The following is a 14,140-nucleotide window of genomic DNA, read 5'->3' as shown; positions in this document are numbered from 1 at the left end:
CCGATGAGTTCCGCCGCCGGCGGCGGTCCGCACCTGCGAGGGAAGACGTCCGCGCGATCTCAAGGAGCATGCGATGACCGAACCGATCCTCGACCTCGGACCGCAGACCCGCATCGTGGTGCGGCTGGCGCAGGGGGTGGGCGAGGAGCACCTCGCCGCCCCGACGCCCTGCCCCGACCTGGCCACCCGGCATCTGCTCGGGCACCTGCTCGGCCTGTCCGTCGCCTTTCGCGACGCGGCCCGCAAGAACCTGGGCGCCACGACCGACACCCGCCCGAACACCACCGTGCCCGACATCGGCCCCGGCTGGCGCGAGGAACTGCCCCGGGTGCTCGACGCCCTCGCCGAGGCCTGGCGCGACCCGGCCGCCTGGACCGGCATGACCCGCGCGGGCGGCGTCGACCTGCCGGGCGGGGTCGCCGGTGCCGTCGTCGCGGACGAGCTGGTGGTCCACGGCTGGGACCTGGCCCGCGCCACCGGCCAGGCCTACGAGCCGGACCCGGCCGCGCTGCGGGCGGCGCACGGATTCCTGCGCGCCGCGGCCGACCGGAACGCCGGGCAGGGCGGCGGCATCTTCGGCCCCGTCGTCCCCGTTCCCGAGGACGCCCCGCTCCTCGACCGCGCGGTGGGCCTGAGCGGCCGCGATCCGCACTGGCGGCCGCGTCCCTGACCGACCGGCACAGCACAAGCCCCGGATTTCTTTGTCAGAAGCGTTGACGAAACACAGCGCCCCTCTTACTTTCATCGCGTCGTACTTCGTACGTCATATATGAGACGTGATACGCGAGATCCGAGAGGCGCTCATGACCTCCGTGCCCACGCCGATCCCCTCCCGCACGCAGTTCGTGCTGGAGGGGATCAAGCACCGCATCCTCACCGGGCGGCTGACGCCCGGCCAGGCCCTGGTCGAGACCGAACTCGCCGCGCAGTTCGGGGTGTCGAAGACCCCGGTGCGCGAAGCGCTCAAGACCCTGGCCGGCACCGGACTGGTGGTGATGAACCAGTACAAGGGCGTCACCGTGCGCATGGTGGACGCGGACATGGCGCGCGAGGTCTACGACGTGCGGCTGCTGCTGGAGCCCGAGGCGCTGCGGCGCTCGGTACGCCGTACCGCCTCCCTCGACGCCGCCCAGGACGCGCTGCGGCGCGCCGACGCGGCCGCGGACACCGCCGAACGCTCCCTGGCCAACCGCGAGTTCCACCGCGCCCTGTACCTGCCCTGCGGCAACCCGCTGCTCGGCCGGATGCTCGACGAGGTCCGCGACCAGGCCGCCCTCGTCTCCGCGGTGGCCTGGTCCGCCGACCCCTCCTGGGAACAGGAGGCCGCCGAGCACCGGGAGATCCTGCGGCTCGCCCTGGCCGGCGACGCGGACGGCGCGGCCCGCGCCCTCCACGCCCACATCGCCTCCTTCGTGCACCGGGCCTTCCCCGGGGTCCTCGACACCCCGGACCCGCTCGACACCCCCGCCGAGGAGGGCCGGAAATGAGCGGCGCGACCTTCGAGACCCAGCGGGCGGCCCTCGCCGACGTGGTGGCGATCCCGGTGACACCGTTCGCCGCGGACGGATCCGTCGACCGGCCCACCCACCGGGCCCTGCTGCGCCGCCTGCTCGACGGCGGCATCACCACCCTCACGCCGTGCGGCAACACCGGCGAGTTCTACGCCCTCACGCCCGAGGAGCGCCGGCTGGTCACCGAACTGACCGTCGAGGAGAGCGCCGGCCGGGCCAGCGTTCTCGTCGGCGTCGGCCACGACATCCCCACCGCCGTCGCCTGCGCCCGGCACGCCCGCGAGCTGGGCGCGCAGATGGTCATGGTCCACCAGCCCGTGCACCCCTACGTCTCCCAGGCCGGCTGGGTCGACTACCACCGCGCCATCGCCGAGGCCGTGCCCGAACTGGGCGTCGTGCCCTACCTGCGCAACGCCCAGCTGCCCGGCGCCCGCCTCGCCGAACTCGCCGACGCCTGCCCCAACGTCGTCGGAGTCAAGTACGCCGTCCCGGACGCGGCCCGCTTCGCCGCGTTCGCCCGGGACGCGGGTCTCGACCGCTTCGTCTGGGTGGCCGGCCTCGCCGAGCCGTACGCCCCCTCGTACTTCTCCGCCGGCGCCACCGGCTTCACCTCCGGCCTGGTCAACGTGGCCCCCGCCGTCTCCCTGAACATGCTGGAGTCGCTGCGGGCCGGTGACTACCCGGCGGCGATGAAGGTGTGGGAGCAGATCCGCCGCTTCGAGGAGCTGCGCGCCGCGGGCGGCTCCGCCGACAACGTCACCGTGGTCAAGGAGGCCCTCGCCTCGCTCGGCCTGTGCCGCCGGGACGTGCGCCCGCCGAGCAAGCCGCTGCCCGAGAGCGGGCGCGCCGAGGTCGCCGCCATCGCCGCCGGGTGGTCGATATGAGCGCGCCGCGCAAGCGTCCCGAAGACCTGCGGAGCCACCAGTGGTACGGCACGGACGGCCTGCGCTCCTTCAGCCACCGCGCCCGCACCCGCCAGCTCGGCTACCTGCCCGAGGAACACCTGGGCAAGCCGGTCGTCGCGATCCTCAACACCTGGTCCGACATCAACCCCTGCCACGTCCACCTGCGCGACCGCGCCCAGGCGGTCAAGCGCGGGGTGTGGCAGGCGGGCGGTTTCCCGCTGGAGTTCCCGGTCGCCACGCTCAGCGAGACCTTCCAGAAGCCGACGCCGATGCTCTACCGCAACCTGCTCGCCATGGAGACCGAGGAGCTGCTGCGCTCCTACCCGGTCGACGGCGCCGTGCTGATGGGCGGCTGCGACAAGTCCACGCCCGCCCTGCTCATGGGGGCGGCCAGCGTCGACCTGCCCGCCGTGTTCGTGCCCGCCGGGCCGATGCTGCCGGGGCACTGGCGCGGCGAGGTCCTCGGCTCGGGCACCGACATGTGGAAGTACTGGGACGACAAGCGGGCCGGCCTCATCGGCGACTGCGAGATGGCCGAACTGGAGAGCGGCCTCGCCCGCTCGCCAGGCCACTGCATGACGATGGGCACCGCCTCCACCCTCACCGCCGCCGCCGAGGCGCTGGGGGTGACCGTGCCCGGCGCCTCCAGCATCCCGGCGGTGGACTCCGGGCACGACCGGATGGCGGCCAGGGCCGGGATGACGATCGTCGACCTCGTCCACAAGGGCCGCAGGCTGAGCGACATCCTCACCGGCGAGGCCTTCGAGGACGCCGTCACCACCGTCCTCGGCCTCGGCGGCTCCACCAACGCGGTCATCCACCTGATCGCGATGGCCGGGCGGGCCGGGGTGAAGCTCACCCTCGACGACTTCGACCGCATCGCCCGCACGGTCCCGGTCCTCGCCGACGTCCGTCCCGGCGGCAGCAAGTACCTCATGGAGGACTTCCACTTCGCGGGCGGCCTGCCCGGCTTCCTCTCCCGCATCCCCGACCTGCTCCACCTGGACCGGCCGACCGTCGCCCACGACAGCCTGCGCGAACAGCTCGCCGGCGCCCGGGTCCACGACGACGACGTGATCAGGCCCCGCGACAACCCGGTCGCACCCGAGGGCGGGGTGGCCGTCCTGCGCGGCAACCTCTGCCCCGACGGCGCCGTCATCAAGCACATCGCCGCCGCGCCGCACCTGCTGCGGCACACCGGCCCGGCCGTCGTCTTCGACGACTACCGCACCCTGCAGCGCACCATCGACGACCCGTCGCTGGGCATCACCGCCGACAGCGTGCTGGTGCTGCGCAACGCGGGCCCCCAGGGCGGCCCCGGCATGCCCGAGTACGGCATGCTCCCGATCCCCCGCCACCTCCTCGAACAGGGGGTGCGCGACATGGTCCGGATCTCCGACGCCCGGATGAGCGGCACCAGTTACGGCGCCTGCGTGCTGCACGTGGCACCCGAGTCGTACATCGGCGGCCCGCTCGCCCTGGTGCGCACCGGCGACCTGATCACCCTCGACGTCCGGGCGCGGACCCTGCGCCTGGAGGTGGACGCCGACGAACTGGCGCGCCGCCGGGCCGCGTGGACGCCGCCGCCCAGGCGCTACGAACGCGGCTACGGGGCCCTCTACTCCGACCAGATCACCCAGGCCGACACCGGCTGCGACTTCGAGTTCCTGGCCCGGCCGGGCACCGTGCCGGACCCGTACGCGGGCTGACCCCCGGCCGCGCCCGGGGGAGCTCCTCGGTCATGTGTACACAGCAAGTGCTTCCCGCACGCGCTGTATCCGCCCCACTGCGAACGGAGAACATCCATGGCCCAAGCCGCAGCCGTGGCGAAGCCGCCCGCGCCACCCCGGCGGCGCCGGGCCTCCGCCACCCCGCGCAGGCTCCCGTACCTGCTGATCGCCCCGGCCGCCCTGCTCATGCTGGGCTTCATCGCCTACCCGGTGCTCAGCGTCTTCTACTACAGCCTGCGCGACTACAACCCCACCAAACCGTGGCGCAACGGCTGGGCGGGCCTCGGCAACTTCACTCAGGCCTTCCGCCACGACCCCCAGTTCTGGGACACGCTGACCTTCAGCGCCAAGTGGGTCGTCGTCGAGGTCGGGCTCCAGCTGCTGTTCGGACTCGCCCTCGCCCTGATCGTCAACCAGACCTTCGTGGGCCGCTCGCTCGGCCGGGCGCTGGTGTTCTCCCCGTGGGCCGTCTCCGGCGTGCTCACCTCCGCGATCTGGGTGCTGCTCTTCAACTCCCAGACCGGCATCAGCCGCTACCTCGCCGACATGGGCCTCGGCTCCTACGGCACCAGCTGGCTGTCGGACACCTCCACCGTCTTCCCCGCGGCGGTCGTCGCCGACCTGTGGCGGGGCGTGCCCTTCTTCGCCATCCTCATCCTCGCCGACCTCCAGTCCGTCTCCCGGGACCTGTACGAGGCCGCCGAGGTCGACGGGGCGAGCCGCCTCAAGCAGTTCCGGCACATCACCCTGCCCCACCTGAAGGACGCCATCGTCCTGTCCACGCTGCTGCGCGCGGTGTGGGAGTTCAACAACGTCGACCTGCTCTACACCCTCACTGGCGGCGGCCCGGCCGGCGAGACCACCACCTTGCCGCTCTACATCGCCAACACCAGCGTCGACGCCCACAACTTCGGCTACGCCTCCGCCCTGACCACGGTGGCGTTCGTGATCCTGCTCTTCTGCTCGATCGTCTATCTGCGGCTGAGCAAGTTCGGAGGTGACGAGAAGTGATCACCGAGATCGCCCCCGCGCCCGAACGGGCGGCCCCCGCGCCCCCGCCGCCCCGCGGCAGGCGCCGGGCCTGGGACGAGGTGCCGCGCTGGCAGATCTACCTGCCGCTGTCGGTCTACCTGGTCTTCACCCTGGTCCCGTTCTACTGGATCCTGCTGTTCGCGCTGCGCCCGGCCGGCTCCACGTCCCTGGTCCCCTGGCCGGTCACCTTCGACCACTTCGAGAAGGTGTGGACCGAGCGGAGCTTCGGCACCTACTTCCAGAACAGCGTCCTGGTCGGCCTGGCGACGCTGGTCCTCACCACGGTCGTGGCGCTGGCCGGCGGCTACGCGCTGGCCCGGTTCGACTTCCGGATGAAGCGGGCGTTCATGCTGGGGCTGCTGTGCTCCCAGTTCGTCCCCGGTGCGCTGCTGCTGGTCCCGCTCTTCCAGATCTTCGCCAGGCTGTCCCTGATCAACTCGCTGGGCAGCGTCATCATCGCCGAGACCGTCTTCCAGCTGCCGCTGTCGATGATCCTGATCAGCGGCTTCATCCGGAACGTGCCGCCCTCCCTGGAGGAGGCCGCCTGGGTGGACGGCTGCAACCGGTTCGCCGCCTTCCGGATCGTCGTGCTGCCGCTGCTGCGGCCCGGCCTGATCGCCGTCGGCTCCTTCGCGTTCGTGCACGCCTGGAACCACTTCCTGTTCGCCCTGATGTTCCTGTCCGACCAGGGCAAGCAGACCATCCCCGTCGGCCTCGACACCCTGATGAGCGCGGACAGCGTCGATCTGGGCGCGCTGGCCGCGGGCGGCATCGTCGCCGCCGTCCCGGTGGTCGTCGTCTTCGCCTTCATCCAGAAGTGGCTGATCACCGGCTTCAGCGCGGGGGCGGTGAAGGGATGACCACCGAATCCGTGCCCGTACGCGGTTCCGTCCCCGCGCTCGCGCTCGCGCCCGCGCCCGCTCCCGAGTCAGCGCCCGTGCCCGTCGTGCTCGCGGGTGCCCGGGGCCACGGCCGCCGGCACCTCGACAACATCCGCCGCCTCCAGCGGCAGAACCGCGTCCGGCTGGCCGGCATCTGCGAACTGACCCCGCTCGGCGCCGACGAGATCCCCGAAGGGCTCGGCGCCCCCGCGCAGTCCGCCGACCTCGGCGCCCTGCTGGACACCACCGGCGCGGCCGTCGTCGTGCTGTGCACCCCCATCCCCACCCACACCGACCTGGCGCTCACCGCCGCCGCGCGCGGCGTGCACGTGCTGCTGGAGAAGCCGCCCGCGCCGTCGTTCGCCGAGTACCGGCGCCTGGCCGACGGGGTCCGGCAGGCCGGCGTCGCCTGCCAGATCGGCTTCCAGTCGCTGGGCTCGCACGCCGTGCCCGCTGTCCGGCGGCTGATCGCCGAGGGCGCCATCGGGGAGGTCACCGGAGCGGGCGGCGCCGGCGCGTGGGCCCGTGACGAGGCGTACTACCGGCGCGCGCCCTGGGCGGGCAGGCGCCGCCTGGGCGGCACCGACGTCGTCGACGGCGTCCTCACCAACCCGCTCGCCCACATCACCGCCACCGCCCTCGCCCTGCTCGCGACCACCGGAGCCGATGACGTCACCGGCGTCGAGACCGAGCTGTGGCGGGCCAACGCCATCGAGTCCGACGACACCTCCTGCGCCCGCCTCACCACCGCTCGCGGCCCGGTCACCGTCGCCGCGACCCTGTGTGCCGAGCACCCAGGCGAGCCGTACGTCATGGTGCACGGCACCAGCGGCCGGATCACCTTCTGGTACAAGCAGGACCGGGTGCTGCTGCAACGCGCGGGCCACGGGCCGCAGGAGTTCCGCCACGGTCGCACCGACCTGCTGGAGAACCTCCTCGCGCATCTCGCCACAGGTGCGCGACTCCTGGTCCCGCCCGAGACCACGGGCGGTTTCATGCGGCTCGTCGAAGCCGTGCGCACCGGCCCGGAGCCCGCCGCACTGCCCGCCGGAGCGTGGCGCACGGCCCCCGGCGGACACCGCCGGACCGTGCCGGGCGTCGACGGGCTGGTGACCGCCGCCGCCGACACCCTCTCCCTCTACTCCGAACTGGGCGCCGCCTGGGCCCGGCCGAAGGAGGCGACCCTCGGATGACACCGCACGACTCCCCGGTGCTGCGGATCGCCGGCCGCCCGGTGGCCCGCTACGTCACCCGGCCCGAACTGCCCGACCGGCTCGCCCCCCGCCCCCACCTGCACCCCGTCACCACCCTGTCCGGCACCGCCGTCACCGAGCGCGGCCCCGCCGACCACCTCCACCACCTCGGCGCCGGTGTCGCCGTCCCCGACGTGGAGGGGCACAACTTCTGGGGCGGACGCACCTTCGTGCGCGACCGGGGGCCGGCCGAACTCGACAACCACGGCGCGCAACGGCACACCGGCTTCCCGCTGCGCGAACCGGACGGCTTCGCGGAGGAGCTGCGCTGGGTCGCCGCGGGCCGCGAACTGCTCAGGGAGCGCCGCACCGTCGCCGCTCGCCCCCTCACCGGCACCGCCTGGTCGCTGGACCTCACCTTCTGCCTCACCAACATCACGAGCGCCACGCTCTCCCTCGGCAGCCCCGCCACCAACGGGCGCCCCGGCGCGGCCTACGGCGGCTTCTTCTGGCGGGCCCGCAAGGAGGACGAGCCCCCGCACGCCTTCACCGCCGACGGCGAGGGCGAGGCCGCCGTGCACGGCACCCGCGCCGACTGGCTCGCCCTGGCCGGCCGCACCTGGACCCTGGTCTTCGCCGGTGCGAGCGGCACCACCCGCCGCGACCCCTGGTTCGTACGGGCCGCCGAGTACCCGGGCGTGGGCTCCTCGCTGGCCGCCGCCGAGCGGCTTCCCGTCGAACCCGGTCGAAGTGTCGTACGCCGGATCGTCACCGTCGTCGCCGACGGCCGGCTCGACCGCGACGAGGCGGCGGCCCTGGCCCGCGAGGCGGTGACCGAGTGAGCCTGCCCAGCGCCGACCGCGGCGTCGGCATCTACACCAACCCCGTCCTCGACGCCGACTGGTCCGACCCCGACGTGCTGCGCGTCGGCGACGACTACCACCTCACCGCCTCCAGCTTCGGCCGCGCCCCGGGCCTGCCGCTGCTGCACTCGCGCGACCTGGTCAACTGGACCCTGGTCGGGCACGCGCTCGAACGCCTGGAACCCGCCGCCGAGTTCTGCGCCCCGGCCCACGACCGCGGTGTCTGGGCACCGTCCCTGCGCCACCACGACGACCGTTTCTGGATCTTCTGGGGCGACCCCGACCACGGCATCTACCAGGTCAACGCCCCCGCCTTCCGCGGCCCGTGGACCCGCCCCCACCTCGTCAAGGCGGGCAAGGGGCTCATCGACCCGTGCCCGCTGTGGGACGAGGAGAGCGGCGAGGCCTACCTCGTGCACGCCTGGGCCCGCTCCCGCTCCGGGGTCAAGAACCGCCTGACCGGCCACCGTATGCGCCCCGACGGCACCGAAGTCCTCGACGAGGGCAAGGTGATCGTCGACGCCGACCGCATCCCCGGCTGGTTCACCCTCGAAGGCCCCAAGCTCTACCGGCACGACGGCTGGTTCTGGATCCTGGCCCCCGCCGGGGGAGTGGGCACCGGCTGGCAGGGCGCCTTCCGCGCGCGCGGCTTCTTCGGGCCCTACGAGCACCGGGTCGTCCTGGAGCAGAAGGACACCGACGTCAACGGCCCCCACCAGGGCGGCTGGGTGCGCACCCGGCACGGCGAGGACTGGTTCCTGCACTTCCAGCAGCGCGGCGCGTACGGCAGGGTCGTCCACCTCCAGCCGATGCGCTGGGAGCGCGCGGAGGGCTGGCCGGTCATCGGCGACGACGGCGCCCCCGTCGCCGCCCACCGCAAACCCGCCCTGCCGCCGCAGCCGCCCGCCGCGCCGGCCACCGACGACGACTTCCCCGGCGGACGGTACGGCCGGCAGTGGCAGTGGACCGCCAACCCCCGGGACGGCTGGGCCACCCAGCATTCGGGCGACGGCCTCCGGCTGACGTGCGTGCGCTCGCAGGCCTGTGGCGACCTGCGCGCCCTGCCGCACGTCCTCACCCAGCGGCTGCCTGGCCGGCCCTGCGCGGTCGAGACCGAACTGCGCCTGGACAGCCCCGAGGCGGGGGCGCGGGCGGGACTCGCCGTCCTCGGGGACGCGTACACCTGGATCGGGCTGCGGCGCGAGGAGGACGGCACCGTCCGCCTGGTGCACCGGTTCGCCGAACAGGAGGCCGGCGGCGAACGCGACGCCGGGCACGCGCGGCCCGCCCCCGCAGGACGGGTGCGGCTGCGCGTCGAGGTCGGCGCCGGGGCGCGCTGCCGGTTCTCCTACGACCTCGGCGACGGCTTCCGGCCCTCCGGCCAGGTCTTCGCCGCCACGCCCTGGCGCTGGGTGGGTGCGCTGCTCGGCCTGTTCGCGTGCGCGCCCGCCGGGCCGGGACACGCCGGCACGGCCGGTTTCACCCGCTTCCGCGTCACCGCTCCGTAAGGCGCCCGCCCCAGCTCACCAGCTCACCGCCGCACGACCCGCGTCGCATCCGGAAGAAGAGAGCCGAACGATGAACAGCCGATCAATGAACAGCCGAACGACGAGAAGCCGATCGACGAAGAGCCGATCAGAGCGGACCACCTTCCACCGGAGCAGGCGCCGCACCGCCGCGGCCGTCGCCCTGGGCTCCGTGCTCGTGCTCACCGCCACCGCCTGCGGCGACGACGGCAGCGCCGCGGGCGGCGCCAAGGGGGCCGAGGGGTCCGGCAAGGGCGAGATCACCTTCTGGGACAACAACGGCGGTGTGCGCACCGACATCTGGAAGCAGGTCATCGCCGACTTCGAGAAGAAGTACCCGGACATCAAGGTCCACTACGTCGGCATCCCGGCCGCGAGCGCCCAGTCCAAGTACGACACCGCGATCCAGGGCGGCGGGCTGCCCGACGTCGGTGGCGTGGGCACCGCCATGCTCGCCGAGATCGCCGCGCAGGGCGCGCTGGAGCCGCTGGACGGGCGGCTGGAGAAGAGCACGCTGAAGGGGAAGCTGAGCCGGAACCTGCTCGGCGTCAGCAAGGCGGCGGGCGGCGGCGACACCCTCTACCAGGTGCCGACCTCCGTGAACAACGGCACCCTGTGGTACCGCACGGACCTGTTCCAGAAAGCCGGTCTCGACGCGCCGGCCAGCTGGCCGAAGTTCTACGAGGCCGCCGACAAGCTCACCGACAAGGGCAGGAACGCGTTCGGCTTCACCATCCGCGGCGGCGAGGGCGCCATCGCGCCGGCCCTGGACGCCGTGTACGGGCAGAGCGGCATCACCTCGTTCTGGGACGGCGACAAGACCACCGTCGACGACCCGAAGAACGTGGCCGCCCTGGAGAAGTACGTCGCGCTGTACAAGAAGGACACGCCGTCCGCCGACGTCAACAACGACTTCACCAAGATGGTCGCCCAGTGGGACAGCGGCACCATCGGCATGCTGAGCCACAACCTCGGCTCGTACCAGGACCACCTCAAGGCGTTGGGCAAGGACAAGTTCCGGGGTGTCCCCAACCCCACGCTGGCGGACGGCACCCGGGTGCAGGTCTCCAACCCGGTCGACGGACTCAGCCTCTTCAAGGCGGGCAAGAACAAGGCGGCGGCCTGGAAGTTCATCGAGTTCGCCGTCTCGGCCGCGGAGAACTCCAAGTTCAACGAGTCCGCCGGGCAGGTGCCCGCCAACACCGACGCGGCAAAGGACGCCTGGATCCAGCGGTCCGAGCCGACGAAGCTGGCGGCCGAGGCGCTCAACGGCGGCAGCACGAAGATCGTGCAGCTGCCGTACTACCTGCCCGACTGGAACACCATCTCCAAGGCCGACAACGAGCCGAACTTCCAGAAGCTGCTGCTCGGCAAGATGACCGCGAAGCAGTTCCTGGACACGCTGGCCGACCAGCTGAACAAGGCGCAGGCCGAGTGGAAGCAGCAGAAGGGCTGACCGGCGCCGTGTCACTCACCCGCAGACAGGCCACCGCCACGGCCCTCGCCGCCGTGCCCGCCGCGCTCGCGGCGCCCGGCACGGCGCGGGCCGCCGGCCGCCGCCCCCGCACCCTGTACCTCGCCGGCGACTCCACCGCCGCCCAGAAGTACGCCGAGGAGGCCCCCGAGACCGGCTGGGGCACGGCCCTGCCGTTCTTCCTCCGCGAGGGGGTGCGGGTCGCCGGCCACGCGGTGAACGGGCGGAGTTCGAAGAGCTTCGCCGACGAGGGGCGGCTCGCGGCGATCCTCTCCGTGATCCGTCCGCACGACGTCCTGCTCGTCCAGTTCGCGCACAACGACGGGAAGGCCGCCGACCCGGCCCGTACTTCAACCGGACCGCCACCGAGCAGGACAACACGCACTTCGACCCGCCGGGCGCGATCGCCGTGGCGCGGCCGGCCGCCCGGGAGCTGCTGCGCACCCGTGCGCTCGCGCCGCACGACGTCGTCCGGTTGCACGAGGAGATTCCCCCGTCCTGGATCACCTGGCCGGCTTCGGCCCCGTAAACGAGGAGAACCGCACAGTGCCTACCTCTGAATGTCATGATCGCGTCATTTATGGGCCCGTGGGTCACGACAGCGGAACGTCCGTGGCCCGCGTCGGCAGGGCGGCCGCGGTGGCCGTGACCTGCGCGGCACTGGTGCTGGCCGCCACCGCCACCGCCACCGCCCGGCCCCGCCACGCCGGCCACGACACCGACCCCGCCCGTCAGACGCTGGCCGCCAAGGACGGCTGGGGCTCCTACGGCACCGGCACCACGGGCGGCGCGCGGGCCGACGCCGCCCACGTCTACACCGTCACCACCTGGGACGCCTTCAAGGCCGCCCTCGCCGCCGCCGGGGACGCCCCGAAGATCATCAAGGTCAAGGGCACCATCGACGCGGACGGTCCGGGCTGCGACTCCTTCGCCGTCCCCGGCTACGACTTCGCCACGTACCTGAAGACGTACGCCCCCGAGACCTGGGGCCGCGACAAGGACCTCTCCGCGGAGCCGGACGGCAGCCCCGAGGGCCTGCGCCGCGCCTCGCAGGCACGCCAGGACGCCTTCGTCAAGGCCTACGTCCCCGCCCACACCACCATCATCGGCGTCGGCAAGGACGCCGGGTTCAAGGGCGCCAGCCTCCAGGTCAAGGGCGTCGACGACGTCATCGTCCGCAATCTCACCTTCGAGAGCCCGCTGGACTGCTTCCCGCAGTGGGACCCGACCGACACCGCCGACGGCAACTGGAACTCCGAGTACGACAGCGCGGTCGTCTACGGCGCCACCCACGTCTGGATGGACCACGACACCTTCACCGACGGCGACCACCCCGACAGCACCCTGCCGCACTACTACGGCCGGATCTACGAACAGCACGACGGCGAACTGGACATCGTCAAGGGCGCCGACTACGTCACCGCGTCCTGGAACGTCTTCGCCGACCACGACAAGACCATCCTGATCGGCAACAGCGACAGCGCCGCGACCGCCGCCGTCGACCGCGGCCACCTGAAGGTCACCTTCCACCACAACCTCTTCGCCGACCTCGTCGAGCGCGCCCCGCGGATCCGCTTCGGCCAGGTCGACTCCTACGACAACCACTTCGTGGCGGGCGCCGGCTACGGCTACAGCTACGGCATCGGCATGGAGTCGCAACTCGTCGCCGAGCACAACGCCTTCACGCTGCCCGGCAAAGTCGGCGCGGGCCTGATCCTGAAGAAGTGGAAGGAGGCCCCGGTGACGGCCGCCGACAACTACGTCAACGGCAGGCGCACCGACCTGATCGCCGTCCACAACGCCGAGGTCCCCTCGGAGGTCCTCCAGCCGGGCGCGGGCTGGACCCCGGTCCTGCGCACGCACGTGGACCCCCCGCGGTCCGTCCCGGCCCTCGTCGACCACCGCGCGGGCGCGGGACACCTGCGCTGACGTCTCCAGGACACCGGCCGGGGCGGTCGCGCACCGCCCCGGCCCCCACCCGTCAGGAACTTTCCCGAAGGCGAGCGCGGCGACGCGGGAGGCGTATCTGGCCAACTGGACGCCCTGGCACTGCTCCTGACGGCGGGCCGGTCGGCGCGGACCCGCGTCCGCGAAGCTCCGGCCGCCCGTCCGCCGATCGGGCGCCGGTAGATATCGATCGGGCAACGAGGCTCGCGCCCACGGGGGTGACGCGCGTAGAAACCTGTCATGAATAAGCCACTGCGTCTCGCGGCGATCGCCGCCACCTGCGCCCTCACCGGCGGCGTCCTCTACGGCGCCGGTGCCGCCACCGCCGGGCAGTCCACCGTCAACTCCACCCATGAGCCGTACAACATCGGGCAGCTCACCAAGGACATCGACACCTACTACGGCACGACGCCGGACGCCGACGGCGTCTACCAGGCGTCGGCGGACAGCCCGTACGCGAAGGACCTGGCGCGGATCGACGCCGCGGCCCGGCGGCAGATCGACAAGGCGGCGCGGGCGGCGCAGCACGGGCACCGGGGGAAGAAGCCGGCCGTCGTGTTCGACATCGACGACACGCTGCTGCTCAGCCTGGACTACGAGAAGAAGAACAACTACGGCTACAACGGCACCACCTGGGCCGCCTACGTCGACAAGGCCGACCGGCCGGAGGTCTTCGGCAGCCCCGAGCTGGTGCGCTACGCCGCGAAGAAGGGCGTCGCCGTCTTCTACAACTCCGGCCTGAGCGAGGCCCAGCGCTCCGCCGCCGTGAAGAACCTGAAGAAGGTCGGCGCCGATGTGAACCTCGACGCCGGCCACATGTTCCTCAAGGACGCGGCCAACCCGCCCGCGTACCTGAGCGGCTGCGCCGCGCCGGGGGCCTGGAAGTGCACCACCGTGCAGTTCAAGTCCGGCACCCGCAAGCACATCGAGAGCCTCGGGTACGACATCGTCGCCAACTTCGGCGACCAGTACTCCGACCTCGAGGGCGGGTACGCCGACCGGACCTACAAGCTGCCCAACCCGACCTACTTCGTCGGCTAGCAGGCGTCACGGGGGCGCCCGCCGCGGCGCCCCCGTG

Annotated in this window: 12 protein-coding genes and 1 pseudogene; all 13 read left to right on the top strand. The window is 72.6% G+C overall.

The genetic code is table 11. The features are described from left to right. Window positions 1-73: 73 nt before the first annotated feature. The 13 genes and pseudogenes from AB0G56_RS02690 (at window position 74) to AB0G56_RS02630 (ending at window position 14,103) form a co-directional block, all read left to right on the top strand. The gene (locus AB0G56_RS02690; protein ID WP_360962520.1) at window positions 74-670 is read left to right on the top strand and encodes a TIGR03086 family metal-binding protein; all 597 of its coding nucleotides are present in this window, start codon (window positions 74-76) and stop codon (window positions 668-670) included. A 133-nt stretch (window positions 671-803) separates the two neighbouring features. Continuing rightward, window positions 804-1,487, top strand: coding sequence for a GntR family transcriptional regulator (locus AB0G56_RS02685; RefSeq protein ID WP_360963283.1), 684 nt, complete (start codon window positions 804-806; stop codon window positions 1,485-1,487). Continuing rightward, the gene (locus AB0G56_RS02680; RefSeq protein WP_360962517.1) at window positions 1,484-2,395 is read left to right on the top strand and encodes a dihydrodipicolinate synthase family protein; all 912 of its coding nucleotides are present in this window, start codon (window positions 1,484-1,486) and stop codon (window positions 2,393-2,395) included. Before AB0G56_RS02685 ends, AB0G56_RS02680 begins: the two co-directional genes overlap by 4 nt. Beyond that, window positions 2,392-4,125, top strand: a complete 1,734-nt coding sequence (gene araD / locus AB0G56_RS02675; protein ID WP_360962514.1) for an L-arabinonate dehydratase — start codon at window positions 2,392-2,394, stop codon at window positions 4,123-4,125. The genes AB0G56_RS02680 and araD overlap by 4 nt, the downstream gene beginning before the upstream one ends. Before the next feature lie 96 nt (window positions 4,126-4,221). Then, entirely contained in the window at window positions 4,222-5,157 is a 936-nt protein-coding gene (locus AB0G56_RS02670; protein WP_360962511.1) for a sugar ABC transporter permease, read from the top strand. 8 nt (window positions 5,158-5,165) lie between these two features. After that, on the top strand, window positions 5,166-6,038 hold the full coding sequence (locus AB0G56_RS02665) for a carbohydrate ABC transporter permease (protein ID WP_360963281.1): 873 nt from the start codon (window positions 5,166-5,168) through the stop codon (window positions 6,036-6,038). Further along, window positions 6,035-7,252 (top strand): Gfo/Idh/MocA family oxidoreductase, encoded by a 1,218-nt coding sequence (locus tag AB0G56_RS02660; protein ID WP_360962508.1) that lies wholly within the window; start codon window positions 6,035-6,037, stop codon window positions 7,250-7,252. The genes AB0G56_RS02665 and AB0G56_RS02660 overlap by 4 nt, the downstream gene beginning before the upstream one ends. After that, window positions 7,249-8,094 carry a PmoA family protein gene (locus AB0G56_RS02655; protein ID WP_360962505.1) on the top strand — a complete coding sequence of 282 codons (846 nt, stop codon included), beginning with the start codon at window positions 7,249-7,251 and terminating at the stop codon, window positions 8,092-8,094. Before AB0G56_RS02660 ends, AB0G56_RS02655 begins: the two co-directional genes overlap by 4 nt. Further along, the gene (locus AB0G56_RS02650) at window positions 8,091-9,623 is read left to right on the top strand and encodes a glycoside hydrolase 43 family protein (RefSeq protein WP_360962502.1); all 1,533 of its coding nucleotides are present in this window, start codon (window positions 8,091-8,093) and stop codon (window positions 9,621-9,623) included. The genes AB0G56_RS02655 and AB0G56_RS02650 overlap by 4 nt, the downstream gene beginning before the upstream one ends. A gap of 85 nt (window positions 9,624-9,708) precedes the next feature. After that, window positions 9,709-11,097, top strand: coding sequence for a sugar ABC transporter substrate-binding protein (locus AB0G56_RS02645; protein WP_360963278.1), 1,389 nt, complete (start codon window positions 9,709-9,711; stop codon window positions 11,095-11,097). Window positions 11,098-11,105: 8 nt separating this feature from the next. Continuing rightward, window positions 11,106-11,644 (top strand): annotated as a pseudogene (locus AB0G56_RS02640) (hypothetical protein). 116 nt (window positions 11,645-11,760) lie between these two features. After that, window positions 11,761-13,044, top strand: a complete 1,284-nt coding sequence (locus AB0G56_RS02635) for a pectate lyase (protein ID WP_360963276.1) — start codon at window positions 11,761-11,763, stop codon at window positions 13,042-13,044. A 258-nt stretch (window positions 13,045-13,302) separates the two neighbouring features. Beyond that, complete coding sequence (locus tag AB0G56_RS02630) at window positions 13,303-14,103, top strand: HAD family acid phosphatase (RefSeq protein ID WP_360962499.1); 801 nt, start codon at window positions 13,303-13,305, stop codon at window positions 14,101-14,103. Window positions 14,104-14,140: the final 37 nt, after the last annotated feature.

The sequence above is a fragment of the Streptomyces sp. NPDC021356 genome, from assembly GCF_040641015.1.
Taxonomy (GTDB): Bacteria; Actinomycetota; Actinomycetes; order Streptomycetales; family Streptomycetaceae; genus Streptomyces.
This window is presented reverse-complemented; position numbering and strand designations above follow the sequence as displayed.

Bases quoted from the DNA above. Each gene is read 5' to 3' on its own strand.
- AB0G56_RS02690 (WP_360962520.1), top strand. From the start codon at position 74: ATGACCGAACCGATCCTCGACCTCGGACCGCAGACCCGCATCGTGGTG.
- AB0G56_RS02685 (WP_360963283.1), top strand. From the start codon at position 804: ATGACCTCCGTGCCCACGCCGATCCCCTCCCGCACGCAGTTCGTGCTG.
- AB0G56_RS02680 (WP_360962517.1), top strand. From the start codon at position 1,484: ATGAGCGGCGCGACCTTCGAGACCCAGCGGGCGGCCCTCGCCGACGTG.
- araD (WP_360962514.1), top strand. From the start codon at position 2,392: ATGAGCGCGCCGCGCAAGCGTCCCGAAGACCTGCGGAGCCACCAGTGG.
- AB0G56_RS02670 (WP_360962511.1), top strand. From the start codon at position 4,222: ATGGCCCAAGCCGCAGCCGTGGCGAAGCCGCCCGCGCCACCCCGGCGG.
- AB0G56_RS02660 (WP_360962508.1), top strand. From the start codon at position 6,035: ATGACCACCGAATCCGTGCCCGTACGCGGTTCCGTCCCCGCGCTCGCG.
- AB0G56_RS02655 (WP_360962505.1), top strand. From the start codon at position 7,249: ATGACACCGCACGACTCCCCGGTGCTGCGGATCGCCGGCCGCCCGGTG.
- AB0G56_RS02645 (WP_360963278.1), top strand. From the start codon at position 9,709: ATGAACAGCCGAACGACGAGAAGCCGATCGACGAAGAGCCGATCAGAG.
- AB0G56_RS02630 (WP_360962499.1), top strand. From the start codon at position 13,303: ATGAATAAGCCACTGCGTCTCGCGGCGATCGCCGCCACCTGCGCCCTC.